The 20,762-nt window shown below is 72.6% G+C and carries 20 protein-coding genes and 1 other RNA gene; 11 read left to right on the top strand and 10 right to left on the bottom strand.

The window, feature by feature from the left end; genetic code table 11:
• Positions 1-24: 24 nt before the first annotated feature.
• Positions 25-1,431, bottom strand: coding sequence for a hypothetical protein (locus ACTWP9_RS27310; protein WP_443248936.1), 1,407 nt, complete (start codon positions 1,429-1,431; stop codon positions 25-27).
• Positions 1,432-1,645: 214 nt separating this feature from the next.
• On the opposite strand from ACTWP9_RS27310, the gene ACTWP9_RS27305 reads away from it, so the two are divergent.
• From ACTWP9_RS27305 to ACTWP9_RS27295, 3 genes are read left to right on the top strand one after another with little or no spacing between them, the layout of a single operon-like run.
• The gene (locus ACTWP9_RS27305; RefSeq protein ID WP_443248935.1) at positions 1,646-2,575 is read left to right on the top strand and encodes a Nif3-like dinuclear metal center hexameric protein; all 930 of its coding nucleotides are present in this window, start codon (positions 1,646-1,648) and stop codon (positions 2,573-2,575) included.
• Positions 2,572-3,315, top strand: coding sequence for a zinc ribbon domain-containing protein (locus tag ACTWP9_RS27300; protein WP_443248979.1), 744 nt, complete (start codon positions 2,572-2,574; stop codon positions 3,313-3,315). Before ACTWP9_RS27305 ends, ACTWP9_RS27300 begins: the two co-directional genes overlap by 4 nt.
• Positions 3,316-3,364: 49 nt before the next feature.
• Positions 3,365-4,555, top strand: a complete 1,191-nt coding sequence (locus tag ACTWP9_RS27295) for a bifunctional RNase H/acid phosphatase (RefSeq protein ID WP_443248934.1) — start codon at positions 3,365-3,367, stop codon at positions 4,553-4,555.
• 65 nt (positions 4,556-4,620) lie between these two features.
• Here the strand turns inward: ACTWP9_RS27295 and eda are convergent, their stop codons facing one another.
• From eda to ACTWP9_RS27280, 3 genes are all read right to left on the bottom strand, one after another.
• Positions 4,621-5,265, bottom strand: coding sequence for a bifunctional 4-hydroxy-2-oxoglutarate aldolase/2-dehydro-3-deoxy-phosphogluconate aldolase (gene eda, locus ACTWP9_RS27290; RefSeq protein WP_443248933.1), 645 nt, complete (start codon positions 5,263-5,265; stop codon positions 4,621-4,623).
• Positions 5,266-5,326: 61 nt separating this feature from the next.
• Entirely contained in the window at positions 5,327-6,115 is a 789-nt protein-coding gene (gene yaaA, locus ACTWP9_RS27285) for a peroxide stress protein YaaA (protein ID WP_443248932.1), read from the bottom strand.
• Between the two features lie 80 nt (positions 6,116-6,195).
• A complete protein-coding gene (locus ACTWP9_RS27280) occupies positions 6,196-7,659 on the bottom strand; it encodes an FAD-binding oxidoreductase (RefSeq protein ID WP_443248931.1) in 1,464 nt (487 codons plus the stop codon).
• Positions 7,660-7,964: 305 nt separating this feature from the next.
• On the opposite strand from ACTWP9_RS27280, the gene ACTWP9_RS27275 reads away from it, so the two are divergent.
• Both ACTWP9_RS27275 and ACTWP9_RS27270 read left to right on the top strand, forming a co-directional pair.
• Positions 7,965-8,543, top strand: coding sequence for a Uma2 family endonuclease (locus tag ACTWP9_RS27275; RefSeq protein ID WP_443248930.1), 579 nt, complete (start codon positions 7,965-7,967; stop codon positions 8,541-8,543).
• Between the two features lie 90 nt (positions 8,544-8,633).
• On the top strand, positions 8,634-9,143 hold the full coding sequence (locus ACTWP9_RS27270) for a DinB family protein (RefSeq protein WP_443248929.1): 510 nt from the start codon (positions 8,634-8,636) through the stop codon (positions 9,141-9,143).
• Between the two features lie 31 nt (positions 9,144-9,174).
• Here ACTWP9_RS27270 and ACTWP9_RS27265 read toward each other — a convergent pair whose 3' ends face one another.
• From ACTWP9_RS27265 to ACTWP9_RS27255, 3 genes are all read right to left on the bottom strand, one after another.
• Positions 9,175-9,786 carry a dihydrofolate reductase family protein gene (locus ACTWP9_RS27265; protein WP_443248928.1) on the bottom strand — a complete coding sequence of 204 codons (612 nt, stop codon included), beginning with the start codon at positions 9,784-9,786 and terminating at the stop codon, positions 9,175-9,177.
• Between the two features lie 110 nt (positions 9,787-9,896).
• A complete protein-coding gene (locus ACTWP9_RS27260; protein WP_443248978.1) occupies positions 9,897-11,195 on the bottom strand; it encodes a radical SAM protein in 1,299 nt (432 codons plus the stop codon).
• 233 nt (positions 11,196-11,428) lie between these two features.
• Positions 11,429-11,632: a hypothetical protein gene (locus ACTWP9_RS27255; protein WP_443248927.1), complete on the bottom strand. Its 204-nt coding sequence runs from the start codon at positions 11,630-11,632 to the stop codon at positions 11,429-11,431.
• 195 nt (positions 11,633-11,827) lie between these two features.
• Between ACTWP9_RS27255 and ACTWP9_RS27250 the strand changes: the two genes are divergently transcribed.
• The 3 genes from ACTWP9_RS27250 to ACTWP9_RS27240 all read left to right on the top strand — a co-directional run bounded on the left by ACTWP9_RS27250 (position 11,828) and on the right by ACTWP9_RS27240 (position 14,255).
• A complete protein-coding gene (locus ACTWP9_RS27250) occupies positions 11,828-12,424 on the top strand; it encodes a hypothetical protein (protein ID WP_443248926.1) in 597 nt (198 codons plus the stop codon).
• A 472-nt stretch (positions 12,425-12,896) separates the two neighbouring features.
• Positions 12,897-13,700: a 23S ribosomal RNA methyltransferase Erm gene (gene erm, locus ACTWP9_RS27245; protein ID WP_443248977.1), complete on the top strand. Its 804-nt coding sequence runs from the start codon at positions 12,897-12,899 to the stop codon at positions 13,698-13,700.
• 144 nt (positions 13,701-13,844) lie between these two features.
• Positions 13,845-14,255, top strand: a complete 411-nt coding sequence (locus tag ACTWP9_RS27240) for a nitroreductase/quinone reductase family protein (protein WP_443248925.1) — start codon at positions 13,845-13,847, stop codon at positions 14,253-14,255.
• Between the two features lie 44 nt (positions 14,256-14,299).
• Here the strand turns inward: ACTWP9_RS27240 and rnpB are convergent.
• From rnpB to ACTWP9_RS27225, 3 genes are all read right to left on the bottom strand, one after another.
• Positions 14,300-14,717, bottom strand: an RNA gene (rnpB, locus tag ACTWP9_RS27235) — RNase P RNA component class A.
• Between the two features lie 72 nt (positions 14,718-14,789).
• Complete coding sequence (locus ACTWP9_RS27230) at positions 14,790-15,926, bottom strand: lactate 2-monooxygenase (protein WP_443248976.1); 1,137 nt, start codon at positions 15,924-15,926, stop codon at positions 14,790-14,792.
• Positions 15,927-16,065: 139 nt separating this feature from the next.
• Positions 16,066-16,944 carry an SDR family oxidoreductase gene (locus ACTWP9_RS27225; protein WP_443248924.1) on the bottom strand — a complete coding sequence of 293 codons (879 nt, stop codon included), beginning with the start codon at positions 16,942-16,944 and terminating at the stop codon, positions 16,066-16,068.
• Between the two features lie 155 nt (positions 16,945-17,099).
• Here ACTWP9_RS27225 and ACTWP9_RS27220 point away from each other — a divergent pair, with 155 nt between their 5' ends.
• The 3 genes from ACTWP9_RS27220 to ACTWP9_RS27210 all read left to right on the top strand — a co-directional run bounded on the left by ACTWP9_RS27220 (position 17,100) and on the right by ACTWP9_RS27210 (position 20,654).
• The gene (locus tag ACTWP9_RS27220) at positions 17,100-18,443 is read left to right on the top strand and encodes a Bcr/CflA family multidrug efflux MFS transporter (RefSeq protein ID WP_443248923.1); all 1,344 of its coding nucleotides are present in this window, start codon (positions 17,100-17,102) and stop codon (positions 18,441-18,443) included.
• Positions 18,425-19,597, top strand: coding sequence for a serine hydrolase domain-containing protein (locus tag ACTWP9_RS27215; RefSeq protein ID WP_443248922.1), 1,173 nt, complete (start codon positions 18,425-18,427; stop codon positions 19,595-19,597). Before ACTWP9_RS27220 ends, ACTWP9_RS27215 begins: the two co-directional genes overlap by 19 nt.
• 70 nt (positions 19,598-19,667) lie before the next feature.
• Positions 19,668-20,654, top strand: coding sequence for a small ribosomal subunit Rsm22 family protein (locus ACTWP9_RS27210; protein WP_443248921.1), 987 nt, complete (start codon positions 19,668-19,670; stop codon positions 20,652-20,654).
• The last annotated feature ends 108 nt before the right edge of the window (positions 20,655-20,762 follow it).

Below are 20,762 nucleotides of genomic sequence, written 5' to 3'. Positions count from 1 at the left end.
CGCTCGGACCGTTTTACCGGCCGGTCACGCCGTTCCGCTGGCCAGCGGGGCCTGCTGCAACGGGACCGGTTTCGGGACCGTTTCGCCCGCGGTCCCCAACGACCCTTCACTGCCTGCGGAAACCCTTCTGCGCACCATGGAACCCAACAGTCCGGAGGGCGGCACTCCGTGATCGTGATGTTGTAGAGCCGTGACGTCACTGCTGGTCGGAGCCGATGCTTCCGCCGGTTCGACCGGCCTGGGCGGCGTCCCCGGCGACGGACTCGAAGGTGCGGCAACAGCCGCCCCCCTCCCCACAGACGCAGGCCCGGGCCCAGACACGGCCCCGGGCGCGGACCCGCGCACCGGCCCCGAACGCGAGACCGGCCCCGGCCCCGACATGTCCTCCCCCTCCGGCAGCGGACTCCGCATCCGCGCCAGCCCGCACGGGTTGTGCGCCGTCGAGTAGGGAACGCACAGATCGCCCTCGGACGTCCACATCCCGTGCCCCGTCAGCCATCCCGGCGGGCTCGCGACATGCCGCAACTCCCGCATCCCCGGCCGCCATACGGCGAGCCAGGCGCCTCCGCCGGGCCCTGGAGCGCCAGGGGGCACCCTGAGCGCGGCGTCCACGCGCAGCGCCACGCCGCACCGCTCGGGCAGCAGTGTCTGCCCCGGCTGTACGGCGATCGGCGTCAGCCGGGTGTCCTTGGGGTGCAGCGCCTCGGGGAACCGGACCGGGCGGTGGCTGCCCAGCACGCCCCAGCCCAGCCGCTCCTCGCCCGGCGCGTTCGAGCGGACGAGCAGCAGGCCGCTGTCCCGGTCGGCCAGCAGCAGCCGGTCGTCGCTGTCCTCGGCGATCTCCAGCAGCGGTGAGACCTCGCCGCCCGCTCCGAGGTCCACCGCGACCGTCTTGGTGGGCCCCTCACCGTCCGGGCCCGCGGTGTCGAGGGCGAGCAGCCGTCCCTCCCGGTCCAGCCAGGCGCCGCCCGAGCACCGGCCGCTCAGCTGTGCGACCCGCACGGGCGGACGGGAGGAGCCGTCGGTCACCAGCCAGACGCCGGTGCTGCGGCCGTCCCGCTCGCGGGCCAGGGCGAAGGCGCGCATACCGCAGGGCGCCGGGGGCAGCAGCCGCAACTCGTCCGTCTCCACGGAGCCCAGCCGCCGCTCGCCGGTCTCCGGGCCCGAGGGGTAGAGCAGCGCCAGGGAGTAACGTCCCTGCGCCCGGCGGGCGATCAGCACCCGCCCGTCGGCGAGCGGCAGCACACCGCTGTCGGCGTCCTCGGGCTGCTCCACGGGCAGTGGTACCGCGTACGGCTCCGGGCCGCCGAGCGTCCAGCGCTCCGGGTACCAGAGCTCCGTGCCGGCCTGCGTGGTGAGCCTGGCGGCGTACGAGCCGTCCGCCGCGACCGTGAAGCTCTCGTTCATGACCCTGGCGACACTCGCAGTCATGCCTCGATCACCTCCGGTGATGAAGCTAGGCGTCGTATTCACAGTCGAACCACGAGAGTTGAACCGCTTCACGCGTACGGGTGACCGAATACGGCGTTCGCCTGCGGGGGCGCCGAGAAGTGTGCTGGCGGCCTCGGGGGCCCGGCGCCGTAGGCCCCGGCGGGCGCCGACCGGGCCGGGAGCGCCGCGGCCGTGGACAGGTAGCCTTGCCCCCGTGCCAGCACAGCCCACACTCTCCGAAGTCATCGCAGCGCTCGACACCCTGTGGCCGCGCGACCGCGCCGAGCAGTGGGACGCCGTCGGCACGGTCTGCGGTGACCCGACCGACCCGCAGGCGCGCGTCAGCCGGGTCCTGTTCGCCGTCGACCCGGTGCAGCAGGTCGCCGACGAAGCCGTCAGCAAGGGCGCCGAGCTCCTGGTCACCCACCATCCGCTCTATCTGCGCGGCACCACCACGGTCGCCGCCGACACTTTCAAGGGCCGCGTCGTCCACACCCTGATCAAGCACGGGGTCGCCCTGCACGTCGCCCACACCAACGCCGACACCGCCGACCCCGGTGTCTCCGACGCGCTCGCCGGAGCCCTCGGGCTGCGGGTGCTGCGCCCCCTGGTGCCCGATGCCACCGACCCGAGCGGGCGCCGCGGCCTGGGCCGGATCTGCGAGCTGGAGCGTCCGCTGCCGCTCGGCGACTTGGTCGAACAGGCCGCCGCCTCGCTGCCCGTCACCGCACAGGGCATCCGCGCGGCGGGCGACCCGGCCATGACGGTACGCACGGTCGCCGTGTGCGGCGGCTCGGGCGACAGCCTCTTCGACGTCGTACGGGACGCGGGCGTCGACGCCTACCTCACCGCCGACCTGCGCCACCACCCCGCCTCCGAGGCCCGCGAGCACTCCCCGCTCGCCCTCCTGGACGCCGCACACTTCGCCACCGAATGGCCCTGGTGCGAGCAGGCGGCGGCCCAGCTCGACGCCGTCGCCGAACGGGAGGGCTGGGACCTGCGCACCGAGGTCTCGCGTACCGTCACCGACCCGTGGACCGCGCACGCCCCCTCGCTGCCGCAAGCTTCCCCGCTGGCGCAGCAGGACACGGCCCAGCAGACCGCACTGACCGACAACGACCTCACCCCGGGAGCCCCCAACTGAACGCCGCGCCCGCCGATCAGATCCGCCTGCTCGACGTCCAGGCACTCGACACGCGCCTGACGCAGCTCGCGCACAAGCGCAACACCCTGCCCGAGCACGAGGAGATCCAGCGGCTGGACGCCGACCTCGCTCAGCTCCGCGACCTGCTCGTGGCCGCGCAGACCGAGGAGAGCGACACAGCGCGCGAGCAGACCAAGGCGGAAGCGGACGTCGACCAGGTCCGCCAGCGCGCAGCCCGCGACCAGCAGCGCCTGGACTCCGGCGCCGTCACCAACCCCAAGGACCTGGCGAACCTGCAGAGCGAGATCGCCTCCCTCGCCAAGCGCCAGAGCGACCTGGAGGATGTCGTACTGGAGGTCATGGAGCGCCGCGAGTCCGCCGCGGAGCGCGCCGCCGAACTGGGCGAGCGCGTCGAGTCCGTCAGCACCAAGGTCCAGGACGCCACCGCGCGCCGGGACGCCGCGCTGGCCGAGATCGAGGCCGAGCTGGGCAGCGTCCGCAAGGAGCGGGAGACCATCGCCGGTGCCGTCCCCGACGAGCTGCTCAAGCTGTACGACAAGATCCGTGCGCGCGAGGGCGGCGTCGGCGCCGCCAAGCTCTACCAGCGGCGCTGCGAGGGCTGCCGCCTGGAGCTGAACATCACCGAGCTCAACGAGGTGCGGGAGGCGCCCGCCGACACCGTGGTCCGCTGCGAGAACTGCCGCCGCATCCTGGTGCGCACACCGGAGTCCGGACTGTGAGCTGGGCGTACCCCCGGCCGAAGGCTGGGGGAGCGAACGGAGAAAAGCAGTGAGTGGAGCCCAGGCGCGCCGCACCTTCGTCGTCGAGGCGGACGGTGGCTCGCGGGGCAACCCGGGGCCGGCCGGATACGGCGCCGTCGTCAAGGACGCCGCCTCCGGTGAAACCCTCCGCGAGACCGCGGAGTTCATCGGCAAGGCCACCAACAACGTCGCCGAGTACCGCGGTCTGCTCGCCGGGCTGCGCGCCGCGTACGAGCTCGACGCGCACGCCGCGGTGCTGGTGCGGATGGACTCCAAGCTCGTCGTCGAGCAGATGTCGGGCCGCTGGAAGATCAAGCACCCCGACATGCGCCCGCTCGCCATGGAGGCCGCCGCCGTCTTCCCGCCGGACGCCGTCAGCTACGAGTGGATCCCGCGCGAGAAGAACAAGCACGCGGACCGTCTCGCCAACGAGGCGATGGACGCCGGCAAGCGCGGCGAACGCTGGGACGCGGGCGCCTCCCGCGCGGAGCTGGACGCGGCACCGGGCACCGGGACCGTCGATGCGGAGCCCGCCGCCGCGACCGACCCAGGGCCCACGGCGCCCGCCGCCCGCGTGGGCTGGGGGCCCGACCTGGGCACCCCCACCACCTTCGTACTGCTGCGGCACGGGGAGACGCCGCTGACGCCGGAGAAGCGGTTCTCCGGCAGCGGCGGCTCCGACCCCGAACTCTCCGCGGTGGGGCGGCGGCAGGCCGCCGCCGTCGCCGAGGCGCTTGCGGCGCGCGGCACCGTCGAGGCCGTGGTCTCCTCGCCGCTGCGCCGCTGCCAGGAGACCGCCGCCACCGTCGCGGACCGCCTCGGGCTGAGCGTCCGTACCGATGAGGGGCTGCGCGAGACCGACTTCGGCGCCTGGGAGGGCCTCACCTTCGCGGAGGTCCGCGAGCGCTACCCGGAGGACCTGGCCACCTGGCTGGCCTCTCCCGCGGCCCGGCCCACGGGCGGCGGCGAGTCCTTCGAGGAGGTCGCCCGGCGGGTGGCGCCGGCCCGCGACAAGCTGCTGGCCCGCTACCCGGGCCGCACGGTGCTGCTCGTCACCCATGTGACCCCGGTCAAGACCCTGGTCCGCCTCGCCCTGGGCGCCCCGCCCGACTCCCTCTACCGCATGGAGCTGTCCGCCGCCTCCCTGTCCGCCATCGCCTACTACGCCGACGGCAACGCCTCCCTGCGCCTCCTGAACGACACCGGTCACCTGCGGTAAGACCTGTCTCTTCCCGCCGCAACGGCGCGCACCACAACGGCGAGAGTCCGGCGGAAAGGGAGCAACTACCCCGCGGGGCGCACCCCCGACGCCTCGGCCGCAATGGCCCGTACCCGCTCCCAGTCCTTGGCCGCCAGCGCATCGGCGGGCAGCATCCAGGTGCCGCCGACACACGCGACGTTGGGCAGCGCCAGATAGGTGGCAGCGTTGGCTGCCGTCACACCGCCGGTGGGGCAGAACCGGGCCTGGGGGAGAGGCGAGGCCAGCGACTTCAGATAGCCGGTGCCGCCTGCTGCCTCCGCCGGGAAGAACTTCATCTCCGCGATCCCGCGCTCCAGCAGCGCCACGACCTCCGAGGCCGTCGAGACGCCGGGCAGGAACGGCACCCCGGAATCACGCATGGCCTCCAGCAGGGTGTCCGTCCAGCCGGGGCTGACGAGGAAACGCGCCCCCGCAGCCACGGCCGTCCGTACGTGCTCCGGGCCGAGCACCGTGCCCGCGCCGACGACCGCCTCGGGCACGGCGTCCGCGATGGCGCGGATCGCCTCCGGCGCGGCTTCGGTGCGCAGCGTCACCTCGATCGCGGGCAGCCCGCCCGCGACCAGCGCCCGGGCGAGCGGTACGGCGTCCGCCGCGTCCTCCAGCACGACGACCGGGATGACAGGGGCGAGGTCGAGCACGGAGGGCGCGGGAGGGGGCACGGGAGTCATGCCCGTATCGTGCCCGCGAGCCACACAGCACGCAACAGGCGTTGCACCCTGCGCAATAGCGCTACAGCTCCGTCACCACCACGTCCAGCGCCGTGGCCGCCGGCTCGTCGTCACCCTCCACGACATAACCCAGCTCCCGCAGCGTCCTGGCCAGCTGAGCCGGGGTCTTCGGCGCCGCACCCGCCTCCAGCAGCGCCCGTACGAGGCGGCCCTTGGTCGCCTTGTTGAAGTGGCTGACGACCGACCGCTTCTCCACCCCGTCCACCAGCCGGGACTGCAACACCCGCACGGTGGCGGTGCGCCGGGCCTGCTCGCCCTTGGGCTTCCACATGTTCGCGTACGCCGACGAGCGCAGGTCCAGCACCAGGCCGCCGCCCGCCGCCTCGGGCAGCACCGACTCCAGCGGGCCGCGCCAGAAGCGGCCCAGCGCTCCGGTGCCCGGCAGCTTCACGCCGCCCGAGAGCCGGTAGGAGGGGATCCGGTCCTTGATCCCGACCGCGCCCCACAGCGCCGAGAACACCAGCAGGGAACGGCCGGCGCGCCGTTTGGCGGCCGGATCGAGGGTGGCCAGGCCCAGCGCGTCGTAGAGCACCCCGGTGTAGATCTCGCCCGCGGGCCGCGTCGGCGCGGTCCGCAGCTGCGCGTTCTTTTCGACCTCGCCGCGCAGCCCCTCGCTGAGCCCCAGCACCTCGCGCGCCTTCTCCTCGTCCGCGCCGCAGAGCGCCACCAGCTCGTCCAGCACCGTCTCCCGCGCCTGTGTCAGGCCCGGCAGCGAGAGCGCTTCCAGGTCCACCGGACGGCCCTTGCCGCCCTCGGCCTTCCCCTCGGACGGCGGCAACAGCACGAGCACGGTACTTCTCCTTGGTACATCGCGGCGACGGTGCGCTGGCCAGCGTACGGGTCCGCCGCCTCGACGCCGCCGTGGGGCACTCACACGGCGTGCGGAAAGCTGAAGACCCGGTCCGGGTCGTACACCGTCTTGACCTTGGCCAGCCGCTCGGCGTTGCTGCCGTAGTAGGCGTGCCGCCAGTCGCGCAGCGCGGGGTCGGGGTAGTTCTGGTAGGCGAAGCCGCTGGCCCACCGGCGCATCGCCGTATGGGTGGCATCCAGCCAGCCGCGGTGCCCCGCCACCGTCTCCGGGCCGGCGGCGTCCGGCCAGGAGATGATGTACTGCGCCAGGAAGCGCGCGTCCCGGTGCACGAACGCCGTCGCATCCGGCCGGGGCCGGTTCGCAGCGCCGCCCAGCGCGTCGAACGCGACACTTCCGGCGCCGCCGCCCCGCAGCCCGGACAGCCGCTCGACCCTCTCCAGCAGAGCCCGTATCCCGGCGGGCGGCAGGGAGCGGGTATAGAAGTCGGAGCGGGCGGCGTACGACTCGCGGGCGGCCTTCCCCCGCTTCGTACGGCCCGGCAGCGTGCCCCGCTGGTGCGCCTGGGCGAGCGTCCAGCCGGAGACCCCGCCCATCACCTTCATCGCGTCCAGATACGAGTGCCGCCGCAGTGAAACGTCCGACGCCGGCGTACCGCTGCGGCCCGCCAGCCGGTCGAGCTGGTTCTCCAGTTCCCGGCGCGCCCCCAGCGACAGCCCGCCGACCCGCACACTGCCGGGACGGCCACCGGCCGGCGCCGACAGATGGAGGTTCGCCCAGATCTCCTCGGGCGCCACCGGCGCCCACCGCTGCCACTCGCGCAGCACGGCCGCAGCCCGCGACCAGGGCCAGGAGAGGAAGAACGTCTGGCAGGTGGGCGCCACATGGGTCTGGAAGTCCAGGGAGGTGACGACGCCGAAATTGCCACCGCCCCCGCCGCGCAGCGCCCAGAAGAGTTCCCCGTCGCTCTCCTCGGTCACCTTGCGCAGCTTGCCGTCGGCGGTGACGATCGTGGCGCCGGTCAGGCTGTCGCAGGTCAGCCCGTAGGCCCGGGCGACGACGCCGATCCCGCCGCCCAGCGTGAGACCCGAGACCCCGACGGTGGGGCAGGAGCCCGCCGGTATGGTCCGCTTGTGCGCCGCCAACCCGGCGTAGACGTCGATGAGTTTGGCCCCCGCGCCCACCGTGGCACTGCGCCCGGACGCCTTGACCGCCGCCATCTTCTGCACGTCGATGGTGAGCCGCCCCTTGCCGCTGGACCAGCCCGCGTACGAGTGTCCCCCGCTGCGCACGGCCACCGGTATCTCGTGGCGGCGCGCGAAGGACAGGCACTCGGCGATGTCACCGGGTCCCGCGCAGTACGCCACCGCGGCGGGGCGCACCGCGTCGAACCGCGGGTTGAACAGCTTGCGGGCCGCCGTGAAGTCCCGGTCCCCGGGCCGCAGCAGCGTTCCGTCCAGCCCCTTGCCCAGCGCCGCCCACGCCGCGTTCGTGCCGTCCCCCGCGAAAGCCCTGCTCCCCGTCATCCACGTCCCCCCGGCCGCCGCCGCGATCCCGGCGGCAACCCCGCCCCGCAACAGCCCACGCCGTGTCGTCCCCGCCCCTGTCCTTGCCATTCCGGTCGCCGCCCCCTGCTGTGCCGCTGGTCCCACTGGTCGTCGACGAAGATCGACTCCGTCGTGGGAGGGGACGGATCTGCGGGTAAGGCGGTTCCGTGCGGTGGGCGGCCTCGTTGCACTTTGTGTGCCACGATCGAGTGATGGGCAACCCGTCCCCCGGCGCCGACGCGTGCGGCAGCCGAAACTGATGGCGACCAAGGAAAGGGTGTGACATGACAGCCATGGCACACGAGCCGCTCTCTCAGGAAGAGCAACTGCTGGAGAGCTTCCTGGCACTGGATACGCCTAGGGGCTACCGGGCAGAGCTCGTTGAGGGGGAGATCGTTGTGACGCCGCCGCCGGACGGGGACCACGAGGACTACATCGGTCTGCTGGTTGACCAAGTGGGCGCGAAATCGCAGACACGCATGCAATTCGCTGGAACGAGAGGGCTCACAGTGCCCTCGCCGAGCGGAGGTCCGGATATCCATGTCATTCCGGACGGAACGTGGGCTCCGCTTCAGCGGCGTCTTTATCGGGGAACTGGGAACTGGATGCCCTGCGACGGGGTGTCGATGGTGGCCGAGGTGACGTCGACCCGCCCCGACCGCGACCGGGACGTCAAGCGCCGAACCTACGCGCGGGGAGGCATCCCGCTCTACCTGCTCGTCGACAGGCAACGCGGGTCGGTGACCCTCTTCAGCGAACCCGACAACGACGACTACCAACAGGTCGTCACCATGCCGTTCGGCAAGGAGATCGAGATCCCCGCACCCTTCTCCATGACGCTGGAGACAACCGACTTCGCCTAGCGGCACAGGGACTTCCGGGGTGACGGTCACCCCGGAAGCCAACCAGCAGCACCGCAGCCCCGCCAGCCAATTCTGGTTACAGTCGGCGGCATGACTGATGTGACCGGATTTTCTGCACGCGGCGATGTACGGCCCCCCGATGTGGCGGGCGGCGAGAAGGAGACCCTGACGGCGTTCCTGGGCTATCTGCGGGAGGCGGTGATCGCCAAGGCGGCCGGGCTCACGGACGAAGTGGGCCTCGCCCCCGGCGTCCCCTCCGGCACCAGCCTGCTGGGCCTGGTCAGGCATCTGACCCGGGTGGAGCGCAACTGGTTCAGCTATGTGTACGCCGGACGCGACGAGCGGCTGGACGACGACGAGCCGCCCGCGTCGGGCGAGACCGGCGCCTCGCTGATCGCCGCGTACCAGGAGGCGATCCGCGAGTCGGACGAGATCATCGCCGGCTGCGACGACCTCGGCCGCCCCGGCGTACGCTCCATGCGCGAGACGGACCCGCCCACGATGCGCTGGGTCCTCGTCCACATGATCGAGGAGACGGGGCGGCACGCGGGCCACGCCGACATCCTCCGCGAACAGACCGACGGCGCCACCGGGCGTTGAGCGACCGGCTCTTCCGAACGAACCGAACGTCTCAGAACGACCCGAACGTCGGCCGCCCGGCCGGGGTGTAGGTCTGCATCGTGACACCCGAGGGGAGCGCGTCGGTGGCCTCCAGCCGGAGCGCTGTGGGCACGGCGCCCTCCGGGAAGAGCCGGTGTCCCTTGCCCAGGATCACCGGATAGACCAGCAGCCGGTACTCGTCGATCAGATCGTGCGCCATCAACGACTGGGCCAGCACGCCGCTGCCGTGGATCTGCAACTCGTCGCCCGGCTGCTGCTTCAGCTCGCGTACGGCGTCCACCACGTCGCCGCCGAGCACCGTGCTGCCCTGCCAGTCGGCGTGCTCCAGCGTGGTCGAGGCGACGTACTTGGGCAGCGAGTTCAGCCGGCGGGCGATGACCGGGTCCTCCTCGTCGCTGACCTGCGGCCAGTACGCCGCGAAGATCTCGTAGGTGCGCCGCCCCAGCAGAAAGGCGCCCGCGCGCTCGAACCACGTACTGACGTGATCCCCCATGGCCTGGTCGGCGTAGGGCACCACCCAGCCGCCGAGGTCGAAGCCGTCGCGCGGATCCTCCTCGGGGCCGCCGGGTGCCTGCATCACACCGTCCAGCGTGAGGAAGGTGGTCAGTGTCAGCTTCGCCATGGTCCTCGCCTCCTTGTTCCCCGTAGTTCCTCGCACGGAAGGGCTCCGGTCCCTCCCGTTTGAAGAGACCGGAGCCCTCAGGAGAACTCATCGGCGGCGAACCGCCCGGTTCATGCGACCGGCGCGCCTTCTTCCGCCGGCAGCGTGTCCATGAAGGAGCTGACGGAGAAGACCGCGCGGCCCGCGCCCGCCGGGCCGTATCCGGGCGGCGAGGACAGCCCGTGCCGCTGCATGGCCGCGCGGTAGGCGTCCAGCAGCCGGATGTGGTACTCCAGCGGGGCGCCCTGCGGATTCGACTTGCCCAGCGGCGTCGTCGGCTCCGGGCACCAGGTGGTGAAGCGCGGGGTGATGCCGTGGGACATGAAGAAGTCCAGGCCCTCGGTGGTGGAGGCGATGGCCTCGTCCACCGAGCCGAAGCCGAACGGGGAGGCCATCTCCACCCCGGCGACGAAGTTCGGGATCACGTTCCGCGGCCCGAAGATCTCCGCCGAGTCCAGGATCCGGCGGTGCCACTCCTCGCGGCCGACGTAGCGCTCCTTGCCGGGGCAGTACAGCTCGAACAGCCGCTTGTCCCACACCTCGAAGTTGGGGTGGTAGATGCGGATGCCGTAGTCGTGGAAGCGCTGGACGTCCTCCTTGGGCAGCGCCTGCGCCACGACCTTGCCGGTCCAGCGGCCGGGGAAGCGCTCCTCGATGGCCTTGGCGTACTGCCCGTAGAAGTCCGCCTCGTCCTTGCCCTGCACCTGCGAGGTGATCGAGCCACCGGTGAGTGTGTACGCGTGGGAGGCGCCGAGGGTGTCGTGGTCGGAGATGATCTGGAGCGCCTCCAGGACCTCCTCGACCGGCTTCACCCCGGTGTACGGGCGCCCGGCGGCCTTGTGCTGGCGCCAGTTGTGGTTGATGTCGCAGTACTGGCACTCCTCCTTGGCGCCGAAGTACTGGCACACCCGGAAGACCGTGAGATAGATCAGGTAGCCCCACTGGATGGTGGGCGCCACCTCCATCACGGACTTCCCGTTGGCGAGCGTGTGCCGGTAGTAGTCCGGCATCGGCGGCAGACCGACGTCGGCGATCCGCCGCCCGTCCAGATAGAGGCCGAGGGCGCCGTCCTCGCCCGCCCGGACGCGGTACGGCGAACCCGGGTTCACCCGTACGGAGACGACGGTGCGGCTCAGGTCGTACGGGCCGCCCGTCAGGACGATCTCCTCCGGTGGCCGCCGCAGTGCGGCCTCGCCCAGCTCGGGGAGGGTGCGGTGGTCGAAGGAGAAGATGAAGTACGACTTCGGCTTGATCTCGCCCGTCGCCTTGTCGGCGGTGTCGCTGAGTGCCGAGTCGTCGAAGGCCATCCCACCCCGGAGCAGGTCCTCCTTCAACACGGCCTCGCGCGGGATGTGCGGAAAGCGCTCCATCAGGTCCTCGACCAGTGCGGTCCGGTCGGCCCCTTCCCGGGGGTCCCGCTGGTCCTGCCGGCCCCGTCCCGACGGTACGGGGGACGGCATCGGCAGGGGAGTCGGCGTTGGCGGCATGGTGTGATCAAGCTCCTCACTTCGCGGCCCGGGGGCACACCTGACGGTACTCCCGCGCCCGAAAGAGCCACACACCTGCCTCTTGTTCCGTACGTCTGGCCCCGGCGTGCCGGGGCTCACCCCCACACGTCGGGGCCACCGCCGCGCCACTCGATGAGGTTGGGATCGTCCAGCTGGATGTCGGCAGGATCGAGACCGGCGCGGCGCAGGAACTCGACGACGTCCTCGGGCCGGTGTGCGTACCCGAGGCTTTCGGTATGAGCGGTCACTTTCCGTCCGCTGGTGCCGGACGGAGGGTGCACGACGATGGGTGGGGTCATAACTCCAGCGTGCAACTGTGGCCAACGGTCCGCACCTGTGGAGGGTGGTACGGGAGGGTCAGGGGTTCCGTCTGGGTGACGGACCATCGAGTGAAGTGCGGATATGTTCCGAATGACCGGTACGCGACCGGGGCAGCCCGCTCCTGTTCGGTGGTCCACCAGGCCCACCGGGGCAACACGAGAAAGGCACCCCCCATGCTCAAGCGCACAGCCTTCGGAGCCGTCGCACTGACCGCCACCGCCATCCTCGCCGCCGCGGGTCCCGCGGTCGCGTGCCCCGAACACCAGCAGGGCCGTGACCAGCACGGCACGGCTCAGCCGCAGCAGGCTCCGGAGCCCCAGGAGCAGCAGCAGTCCAAGGAGAACCAGGGCGCCATGGACCCTGCGGCGGACCAGGGCGCCCAGCCCCCCGCGGGCCAGCAGGAGGCCACGCCGCCGCAGCAGGGCCAGGGCCAGCAGGAGGCCATGCCGCAGCAGCAGCACGAGGGTCAGCAAGAGGTCGCGCCGCAGCAGCACCAGGGCGAGCAGGAGGCCGCGCCGCAGCAGCAGGGTCAGGGCGAGCAGGAGGCCGCGCCGCAGCAGCAGGGTCAGGGCGAGCAGGAGGCCGCGCCGCAGCAGCAGGGTCAGGGCCAGCAGGAGGCCGCGCCGCAGCAGCACCAGGGTCAGCAGGAGACCATGCCGCAGCAGCAGGGACCGATTGCCGACCAGGGCCGGATGAACGGGATGGGCCCGATGGGCGGCATGCAGGACAACATGCGGCCGATGGGCCTCGGGCACATGCCCGGAATGTGACCTCCGGCTGCCCCAGGCAGCCGCAAACAGCCGAAGGGCGCGGCCTACGTGGGAGCCGCGCCCTTCCTGTGTGCCGAGGCCCCGATCCTGTGTGCCGGCCCCGACGTGGCGACAGCCCTCATGGCCCCACGGTGCCGAAGCCCCTGAAATCCGGTTGGCGCCCTCGCATACAGCGCCTACTGTGCGCCCCATGTCGGCCTGTTCCTGCGCCTGCGCGGCCTGTTCCTGCGCCGCGTGCTGCGCCATCACGCGGATCCGCCGCCCCTAGCGGCGGACCACTCTCCGATGCATTCGGGAGGACCCCGCCGCTTCAGCGCGTCAGCGCCGGGCGGCCCGTCGTGCTGCCCGGCTTCCCCACGAAGCCGCGGAGAACCCGTTGCCCAGGCACAGCACCCGACACCACGAAACCCGACACCACGAAGCCCATCACCACGAAACCCACCACCACGAATCCCGTCATCACCGGACCCGCCTGCACGAAGGCCGTCACGAGCTCGGCCAGAACTTCCTCACCGACCCGGCGACGATCAGCACCTTCGTCTCCCTCGTCGCGCGCACCGAGGGCCCGGTCACCGAGATCGGCGGTGGCGACGGCGCACTGACGCTCCCGCTGCAACGACTCGGCCGGCCGCTGACCGTTCTGGAGGCCGACGCCCGTACGGCCGACCGTCTCCGGCGGCGTACGGCGGCCTCGACCACCGTCCTGCACGCCGACTTCCTGCGCTGGAAGGCGCCACGGGCTCCGCACATCCTCGTCGGCAACCTTCCGTTCCACCGCACCACCGCCATGCTCCGCCGCATCCTGCACGCACCCGGCTGGACCGAGGCGGTGCTCCTCGTCCAGTGGGAGGTCGCCCGGCGCCGGGCCGGTGTGGGCGGCGCGACGATGATGACGGCGCAGTGGTGGCCCTGGTACGACTTCCGGCTCGTCCAGCGCGTACCGGCGACGGCCTTCCGGCCGCGGCCCGGGGTGGACGGCGGACTCATGACGCTCACCCGCCGCGCCGAGCCGCTGCTGGAGGCCCATGAGCGGCACCGCTACCAGGACTTCGTCCACCGTGTCTTCACCGGCCCCGGCCGCGGCCTGGCCGAGATCGTCCCGCTGGCCGTACGCGAGCGACAACGTGGCCGCGGACGTGGCGCCCGACCCTCCCGGGGCCGGGTCGTGGACTGGCTGCGCGGCCAAGGCATCCGGCCGGGCGCACTGCCCAAGTCGCTGACGGCGGCGCAGTGGGCGGAGCTGTTCCACCTCACGGAGCGCCCGGCGCCCCGGTGACCTTCGGCCCCGGCCCGGCGGGCGGCGGCCGCTGTCAGTGCCTGGTGCCAGACTCTGGTCATCCGTAACCATCATGCTGGCTGCGTGTGGACGGAAGGCCCCGCCGACAGCGCGGCGGGGCCGCTCAGCGAACGGAGGAACGGGATGACAGGCGACGCCGGCCATGAGGGCGGACGGAAGTTCCGAGCCGTCACGGCGCTCCAGCGCCGGGTGGTCAACCCGCTCACCCGCCGGCTGCCGGGCCAGATCCTCCTGGAGACCACGGGCCGCGTCTCCGGGCAGCCCCGCCGCACCCCGGTCGGCGGGCGCCGCGAGGGGCAGCACTTCTGGCTGGTGTCCGAGTACGGCACCAGGTCTCAGTACGTCCGCAACATTCAGGCCGACCCGCGGGTCCGCGTCCGTCTCTCCGGTCGCTGGCACACCGGCACGGCCCACCTTCTCCACGACGACGACCCGATCGCCCGCCTCGCCACCCTCCCCCGCGGCAACAGCACCGTGGTCCGCGCGGTGGGAACGCAACTCCTCACGATCCGCGTCGACCTCGACGACGACTGAGCCGCGAGGCGCCCGGCGAGCGGGAGGCGGTAAGAGCCGAAGGGCGGACGAGTCGGCCTGTACGCCGGGTTCTGTCACCCGGTGCCTTGCGGCTGCCGGGGTGGCGGTCATCCATCTAGGGCCGGTGTTGCCACCGGCCTCCTGCGGTCTACCCGCGGACTCGGGCGGGCCGCCCTCGGTCGTCCGCGCAGGGCCGCGACCGCGGCCCCTCTTGACCTTGCTCCGGATGGGGTTTACCGAGCCGCCCAGGTCACCCTGGGCGCTGGTGGTCTCTTACACCACCGTTTCACCCTTACCGAGGCCCGCCCTCTTTCAAGAGCACAGCCCCGGCGGTCTGCTTTCTGTGGCACTTTCCCGCGGGTCACCCCGGGTGGGCGTTACCCACCATCCTGCCCTGTGGAGCCCGGACGTTCCTCGGCGAGAGTGCGAAAGCCCCCTCGACGCGACCGCCCGGCCGGCTCGTCCGCCGTGCGGCCATCGTACCCGCCGGGCGCCCTGCGACCGGCCCCGGCCGCCGGGCACCCGGCCGTCAGCTCAGCGCTGCCACAGGTCGTCCGGGGACAGCTCGTCCGGTGTGCGGTGCCCTGTCAGGCCCAGGGTGAGGTCGAGGTCGGCCAGGAGGGAGCGCAGGACATGGCGTACGCCCTCCTCGCCGGCGTGCGCCAGCCCATAGGCGAAGGGGCGGCCGAGCAGCACAGCGCGGGCGCCGAGGGCGAGGGCCTTGAGGGCGTCGGAGCCGGTGCGGACGCCCGAGTCGAACAGCACCTCCAGCTCCGTGCCTTCGACGGCCCGGACGACTCCGGGCAGAGCGTCGAGCGATGCCATCGCGCCGTCGACCTGGCGGCCACCGTGGTTGGAGACCACGATCCCGTCCATGCCGGCGTCGGCGGCGCGGCGGGCGTCATCCGGGTGCTGGATGCCCTTCAGGGCGATGGGCCCGTCCCAGTGCCGGCGCAGGAACGGCAGCCGGTCCCAGGACTTGTCGGTCCCGGTGAACATCGGCACCCAGCGCAGCACCGCCGCGCCCAGGTCCTCCTCCGGTGGCCGCTCAAGGCCCGCGCGGAAGGCCGGGTCGGAGAACGGGATCGCGGTGCCGACGCCGCGGATGAACGGCAGATACGCCTGGTCCAGGTCCTGCGGGCGCCAGGCCAGGGTCCAGGTGTCGAGGGTGACGACGAGCGTGCTGTAGCCCGCGCGGCGCGCCCGCTCGAGGATGCTGACGCACACCTCGTCGTCGTTCGGCCAGTACAGCTGGAACCAGCGCGGGGCGCCCTCGCCGCCCGCCTCCGCGACCTGTTCCAGGGTGTGGGACGAGGCCGTGGACAGGGTCGTCGTCAGACCGAGCGAGGCCGCGGCGCGGGCCGTTGCCGGCTCGCCGTCCGGGTGCACGATCGACTGGACGCCGATGGGCGCGAGGACGACCGGTGCGGGCATCGGGGTGCCCAGCACGGTCCTCCGCAGGTCGCGGTGGGTGGCATCGGTGAGCATCCGCGGGATCAGACGGTACCGGTCGAACGCCTCGCGGTTGGCGCGGTGCGTGGCGCCGGAGCCCGCCGCACCGGCGACGTAGCCGAAGGCGCCCGCGTCGAGAAAGGCGCGGGCCGAGGCGCCGAGGCGGGTGGCGTCGGTGGTGAAGGGCGGGACGCGGTCTTCCAGGCCGTGCAGATAGATCTCGCTCTGGTACGAGGCGAAGTCGGCGTACGAGGCGAAGTCGGCGGCGGGCGCCTGAGAGAGCGGCGGACGTGCTGGCTCGGTCACCGTGTGGGCTCCGTTCGCTGTCGGTGCGCGGTGGTCTGCTCGGCGGCGGCGCTCAGCCCCGCCCGATGTACGGCATCTTCGTCGCCAGCACCGTCGCGAACTGGACGTTGGCCTCCAGCGGCAGGGACGCCATGTGCAGCACCGTACGGGCCACGTCCTCGGCGTTCATCGTCGGCTCCGGGGCGCGGCTGCCGTTCGCCTGGGAGACGCCCTGGGACATGGCCGCTGTCATCTCGGTGGCGGCGTTGCCGATGTCGATCTGGCCGCAGGCGATGTCGTACGGGCGGCCGTCCAGCGAGAGGGACTTGGTCAGACCCGTCATCGCATGCTTGGTCGCGGTGTAGGCGATCGAGCCGGGCCGCGGGGTGTGCGCCGAGATGGAGCCGTTGTTGATGATGCGGCCGCCCCGCGGCTGCTGATGGCGCATCAGCCGGAAGGCGGCCTGGGCGCAGAGGAAGGCGCCGTGCAGATTGACGTCCACGACGCCGCGCCACTCCTCGAAGGAGAGCTCCTCCAGCGGTACCGCAGGACCGAACGTGCCCGCGTTGTTGAACAGCAGGTCGAGGCGGCCCTCCTGCTCGCGTACGGCGTCGAACAGCGCCGTGACCGCGGCCGGTTCCGTGACATCCGTGGGTACGCACCGGGTGGCGGCGCCCCCGGCAAGCTGCGCGGTCTGCTCCAGCGTCTCCGGGCGGCGGCCAGCAAGGACCACCGTCCAGCCCGCGTCGGCGAGGGTGAGGGCGACGGCGCGGCCGATGCCGGAGCCCGCACCGGTCACCACGGCGGTACCGGGGACCCGGGCCCCCGCTGCCGTTCCGTCCGCGGCCCGCGCCTCTTGCGTACCGGGCGCCGAACCGGCCGTGCCGGACGGACCGGCAGGATCCGCCGTACCGGTGGACTGCCCGTGTGCCTCGTCGTACTGCTGCGTCATGAGCGCAGCGTACGTGCGGCTTCCGGTGGCCGGGAACTGTCGTCGCCGGAGGGCGGAATGCCATCCCGGACGGCCGATCGGGCAACAAACGTGTGGGCCATTCCCGGAATTACTGGGAGAATGTTCGGGCCCGTGACAATCTCCTGGAGAGGTGCATGACCAAGCCCGGCCCCCAGCAACCGGCCGCACTGCCCGCCGACCCCGCGCAGCATCCGGAACCCGCCGCGCAGCCCGCCGCGGAAACCACCGCCCCCGCACCCTCCCGCAGCCCCCGGCCGGGAGAGGCGCCCATGACGCCGCGGCGCCGCGCGGGGCTGCTGCTCACCCTCATCCTCGGCGGGCTGACGGCGCTCCCGCCCCTCTCCATCGACATGTACCTCCCGGCACTTCCGGAGGTCAGCGAAGCGCTCCACGTTCCCGCCGCCAGCGCCCAGCTCACCCTCACGGCTTGCCTGATCGGGCTGGCCGTCGGGCAGCTCGTCGCCGGACCGATGAGCGACCGTTTCGGAAGGCGCCGGCCGCTGCTGATCGGCATGGGCTGCTACATCGTCGCCGGCGTCGCCTGCGCGCTGGCGCCCACCGCCGCCACCCTCACCGTCTTCCGGCTCGCCCAGGGCCTCGCGGGCGCCGCCGGCATCGTGATAGCCCGTGCCGTCGTCCGCGACATGTACGACGGGCTGGCCATGGCGCGGTTCTTCTCCACCCTCATGCTGGTCTCCGGCGTCGCGCCGATCCTCGCGCCGGTCCTCGGCGGCCAGGTGCTGCGCTTCACCGACTGGCGGGGCGTCTTCTGCGTCCTCGCCGGGATCGGCCTGCTGCTCACCCTTGTCGTTCTGCGCAAGCTGCCCGAGACGCTGCCGCCCGAGCGCCGGCACCGCGGCGGGCTGCCCGACGCGCTGCGCACCATGCGCGGACTGCTCGCCGACCGCGTCTTCGCCGGCTATCTGCTCACCGCGTGCTTCGCGTTCGCCGCGCTCTTCTCCTACGTCGCGGCCTCGCCGTTCGTCGTCCAGGAGATCTACGGCGCCTCGCCGCAGACCTTCAGCCTGCTGTTCATGGTCAACTCGATCGGGCTGGTCGCCTTCGGCCAGTTCAACGGGAAGATCCTGGTCGGCCGCGTCGCGCTGGACCGGGTCCTGGCCTTCGGGCTGTGCATGGCCGGCGCCGCCACCGTGGCGCTGCTGCTGATGACCAGCGGCGTCTTCGGACATGTCGGGCTGGTGCCGCTGGCCACCGGGCTGTGCGTCATGATGTCCGGCATGGGGCTGATCATGCCGAACGCCAACTCCCAGGCTCTGCTGCGGACCCCGCACGCGGCCGGCTCGGCCTCGGCGCTGCTGGGCACCTCGCAGTTCCTGACCGGTGCCGTCGCCTCCCCGCTGGTCGGTGTCGCGGGCGAGCGGACCGCCGTACCCATGGCGCTCGTCCAGCTCAGCGCGGTGGCCCTCGCCGCGCTCGCCTTCGTGGGACTCTGCCGTCCATGGCGCGTACGCGACTGAGGAGCGTGGCCTCGCTGGACGGTGCCGAGGCGCGGCGCCGCTTCCGGAAGAAGGCCGGGCTCGACAGCGACCAGCTTGCCGCGCTGGCCGACGAGACCGACGCACTGCCCGGCGCGGGCTGGTGCGCCGGTGCTGTCGCGCTGGCCGGCCGCGGCCCGTACATCGCGCTGGAGCACGCCACCGGGTGGGCGCTGCGGTACGCCGCGTGGGACCCGGAGGCGGGGCTGCCGGTCGAGCTGCCGCGCGAGAAGTGGCTGCCGACGCGCGCTGACACCGTCTTCGACCTGGCCTCGCTCACCAAGCTGTTCACCGCGGTCGCCGCTCTCCAGCAGGTCGAGCGCGGAGCGCTCGATCTCGACGCGCCCCTCGTCGACCACGCCGACCCGCGCGCAGGACTGGTCACCGACCACGGCATCACCGTCCGCCACCTGCTCACCCATACCTCTGGGCTGCGCGCCGAACTGCCGTTCTACGAGTACAACACCGCCGAGCACCTCGCCCTGCTGTGGGCCGAGAAGCCGCTGACCGAGCCGGGCTCCACGTACCTCTACTCCGACCTCAACCTGCTGCTGCTCGAAAGCGTGCTGCGGCACGCGACGGAGCAGCGGCTGGACGTGCTCGTACGCGAAGGCATCACCACGCCGCTCGGTATGGACCGCACCCGCTTCAACCCGCCCCGCTCCTGGCGTTCCCGTATCGCCGCAACCGAGGACCAGCGCAAGCCCTGGGCCAAGGTCAACCGCGGACTGATCCACGGCCGCGTCCACGACGAGAACGCCTACGCCATGGGTGGCGTGGCGGGGCACGCCGGGCTGTTCTCCACAGCGCGCGACCTCGCCGTCCTGTGCCGCACCCTGCTCGCGGGCGGCGCCTACGGTCCCGCGCGGATACTGGCCCCCTCCTCGGTGGCCGAGCTCCTCGGCCCGCCGGGGCTCGGCTTTGTGACCGGCGCCGCCTGGTTCATGGGCGAGCTGGCCGGGCCGGGCTCCCGCGCCGCCGGGCACACCGGCTTCACCGGTACCAGCCTGGTGCTCGACCCGGCGACCGACACCTTCTTGGTGCTGCTCGCCAACACCGTCCACCCCGTACGCCGGCCCGCCGACAGCCGCCCCCGCGCCGCGGCGGCCACCAGGCTGGCCCGAGCCGTACTGTGAGTGCCGCCGGCCCGAGCCGGTGCTGGGACGCCCCCCTCGGTGCGGCGTCCGGTTTTCCTACACTGTCGAAGTGATCGAGCAAGAACTGCGCGGCGCGCTCGCCGCAGCGCTGGACGGGCTGCCCGCGCGGCAGGCGTCGGCCGCCGTCGAGCGGCTGATCGCCCACTACCGGGGCGAGACGCCCACCGGCGCACCCGTGCTGCGGGACGGCGCCGACGCGGCCGCGTACGCCGCCTACCGGATGCCCGCAACCTTCGCCGCGGCCTCCGCGGCGCTGGACGCGCTGGCCGAGCGCGCCCCGGACTGGACGCCGGCCAGCCAGCTGGACGTGGGCGGCGGTACGGGCGCCGCCGTGTGGGCGGCAGCACAGGTATGGGATGCGGCACCTGCAACCGTCGTCCTGGACTGGGCGGAACCCGCCCTGGCCCTCGGTCGCCGGCTGGCGGCCGGGGTGGACGCGCTCGGTGAGGCCGAATGGCGTCGCGGGTCGCTGCGCGGCGGCACGGCGCCGGAATGGGAGCCCGCAGATCTGGTGACGGTCTCCTACGTGCTGGGGGAGCTCGCGGACGAGGACCGGCGCGCCGTCGTGGAAGCGGCGGCGCGTGCCGCGCGGGGTGCTGTGGTGCTGGTGGAGCCCGGTACGCCGGACGGCTATCTGCGTATCCGGGAGGGCCGTGACGCCCTGATCGCCGCGGGGCTGCGGGTGCTCGCGCCCTGCCCGCACGACGCGGCCTGCCCGATCGTGGCCGGGCAGGACTGGTGTCACTTCGCGGTGCGGGTCGCCCGGTCCTCGCTGCACCGGCGGGTCAAGGGCGGTGAGCTGCCGTACGAGGACGAGAAGTTCAGCTACGTGGTGGCGGTTCGCGATGTGGTCCCGGGTGCGCCCTCGAAGGCCCGCATCGTGCGGAAGCCGCAGCTCCGTAAGGGGCAGGTGCTGCTGGACCTCTGCGAGGACGGCGGCTTGCGCCGCCGTCCCGTCACCAAGCGGGAGGGCTCCGCGTATCGCGCTGCGCGCAAGGCTGTGTGGGGCGCGCCTTTCCCGCCCACCCACCCCTGACCCCACAACGCATCGGTGTGGGCCCGCCCCTGTCCCGCCGTCGTGGTCGCGCTCCTTTCACCCACCCGCCCACCCGTCGTCCCGCAATGCGGGTGGGTGGGGCACCGA

The organism is Streptomyces sp. 3N207, assembly GCF_052246355.1.
GTDB lineage: Bacteria > Actinomycetota > Actinomycetes > Streptomycetales > Streptomycetaceae > Streptomyces.
Note: the sequence above shows the minus strand (reverse complement) of the source record. Positions and strands in the feature narration are given on the sequence as shown.

What these genes read in the sequence shown, in the direction of transcription:
- ACTWP9_RS27310 (WP_443248936.1), bottom strand. Translation starts at nt 1,431, where the DNA reads ATGACTGCGAGTGTCGCCAGGGTCATGAACGAGAGCTTCACGGTCGCG.
- eda (WP_443248933.1), bottom strand. Translation starts at nt 5,265, where the DNA reads ATGACTCCCGTGCCCCCTCCCGCGCCCTCCGTGCTCGACCTCGCCCCT.
- ACTWP9_RS27280 (WP_443248931.1), bottom strand. Translation starts at nt 7,659, where the DNA reads ATGACGGGGAGCAGGGCTTTCGCGGGGGACGGCACGAACGCGGCGTGG.
- ACTWP9_RS27275 (WP_443248930.1), top strand. Translation starts at nt 7,965, where the DNA reads ATGACAGCCATGGCACACGAGCCGCTCTCTCAGGAAGAGCAACTGCTG.
- ACTWP9_RS27270 (WP_443248929.1), top strand. Translation starts at nt 8,634, where the DNA reads ATGACTGATGTGACCGGATTTTCTGCACGCGGCGATGTACGGCCCCCC.
- ACTWP9_RS27265 (WP_443248928.1), bottom strand. Translation starts at nt 9,786, where the DNA reads ATGGCGAAGCTGACACTGACCACCTTCCTCACGCTGGACGGTGTGATG.
- ACTWP9_RS27260 (WP_443248978.1), bottom strand. Translation starts at nt 11,195, where the DNA reads ATGGAGCGCTTTCCGCACATCCCGCGCGAGGCCGTGTTGAAGGAGGAC.
- ACTWP9_RS27255 (WP_443248927.1), bottom strand. Translation starts at nt 11,632, where the DNA reads ATGACCCCACCCATCGTCGTGCACCCTCCGTCCGGCACCAGCGGACGG.
- ACTWP9_RS27250 (WP_443248926.1), top strand. Translation starts at nt 11,828, where the DNA reads ATGCTCAAGCGCACAGCCTTCGGAGCCGTCGCACTGACCGCCACCGCC.
- ACTWP9_RS27240 (WP_443248925.1), top strand. Translation starts at nt 13,845, where the DNA reads ATGACAGGCGACGCCGGCCATGAGGGCGGACGGAAGTTCCGAGCCGTC.
- ACTWP9_RS27225 (WP_443248924.1), bottom strand. Translation starts at nt 16,944, where the DNA reads ATGACGCAGCAGTACGACGAGGCACACGGGCAGTCCACCGGTACGGCG.
- ACTWP9_RS27220 (WP_443248923.1), top strand. Translation starts at nt 17,100, where the DNA reads ATGACCAAGCCCGGCCCCCAGCAACCGGCCGCACTGCCCGCCGACCCC.
- ACTWP9_RS27215 (WP_443248922.1), top strand. Translation starts at nt 18,425, where the DNA reads ATGGCGCGTACGCGACTGAGGAGCGTGGCCTCGCTGGACGGTGCCGAG.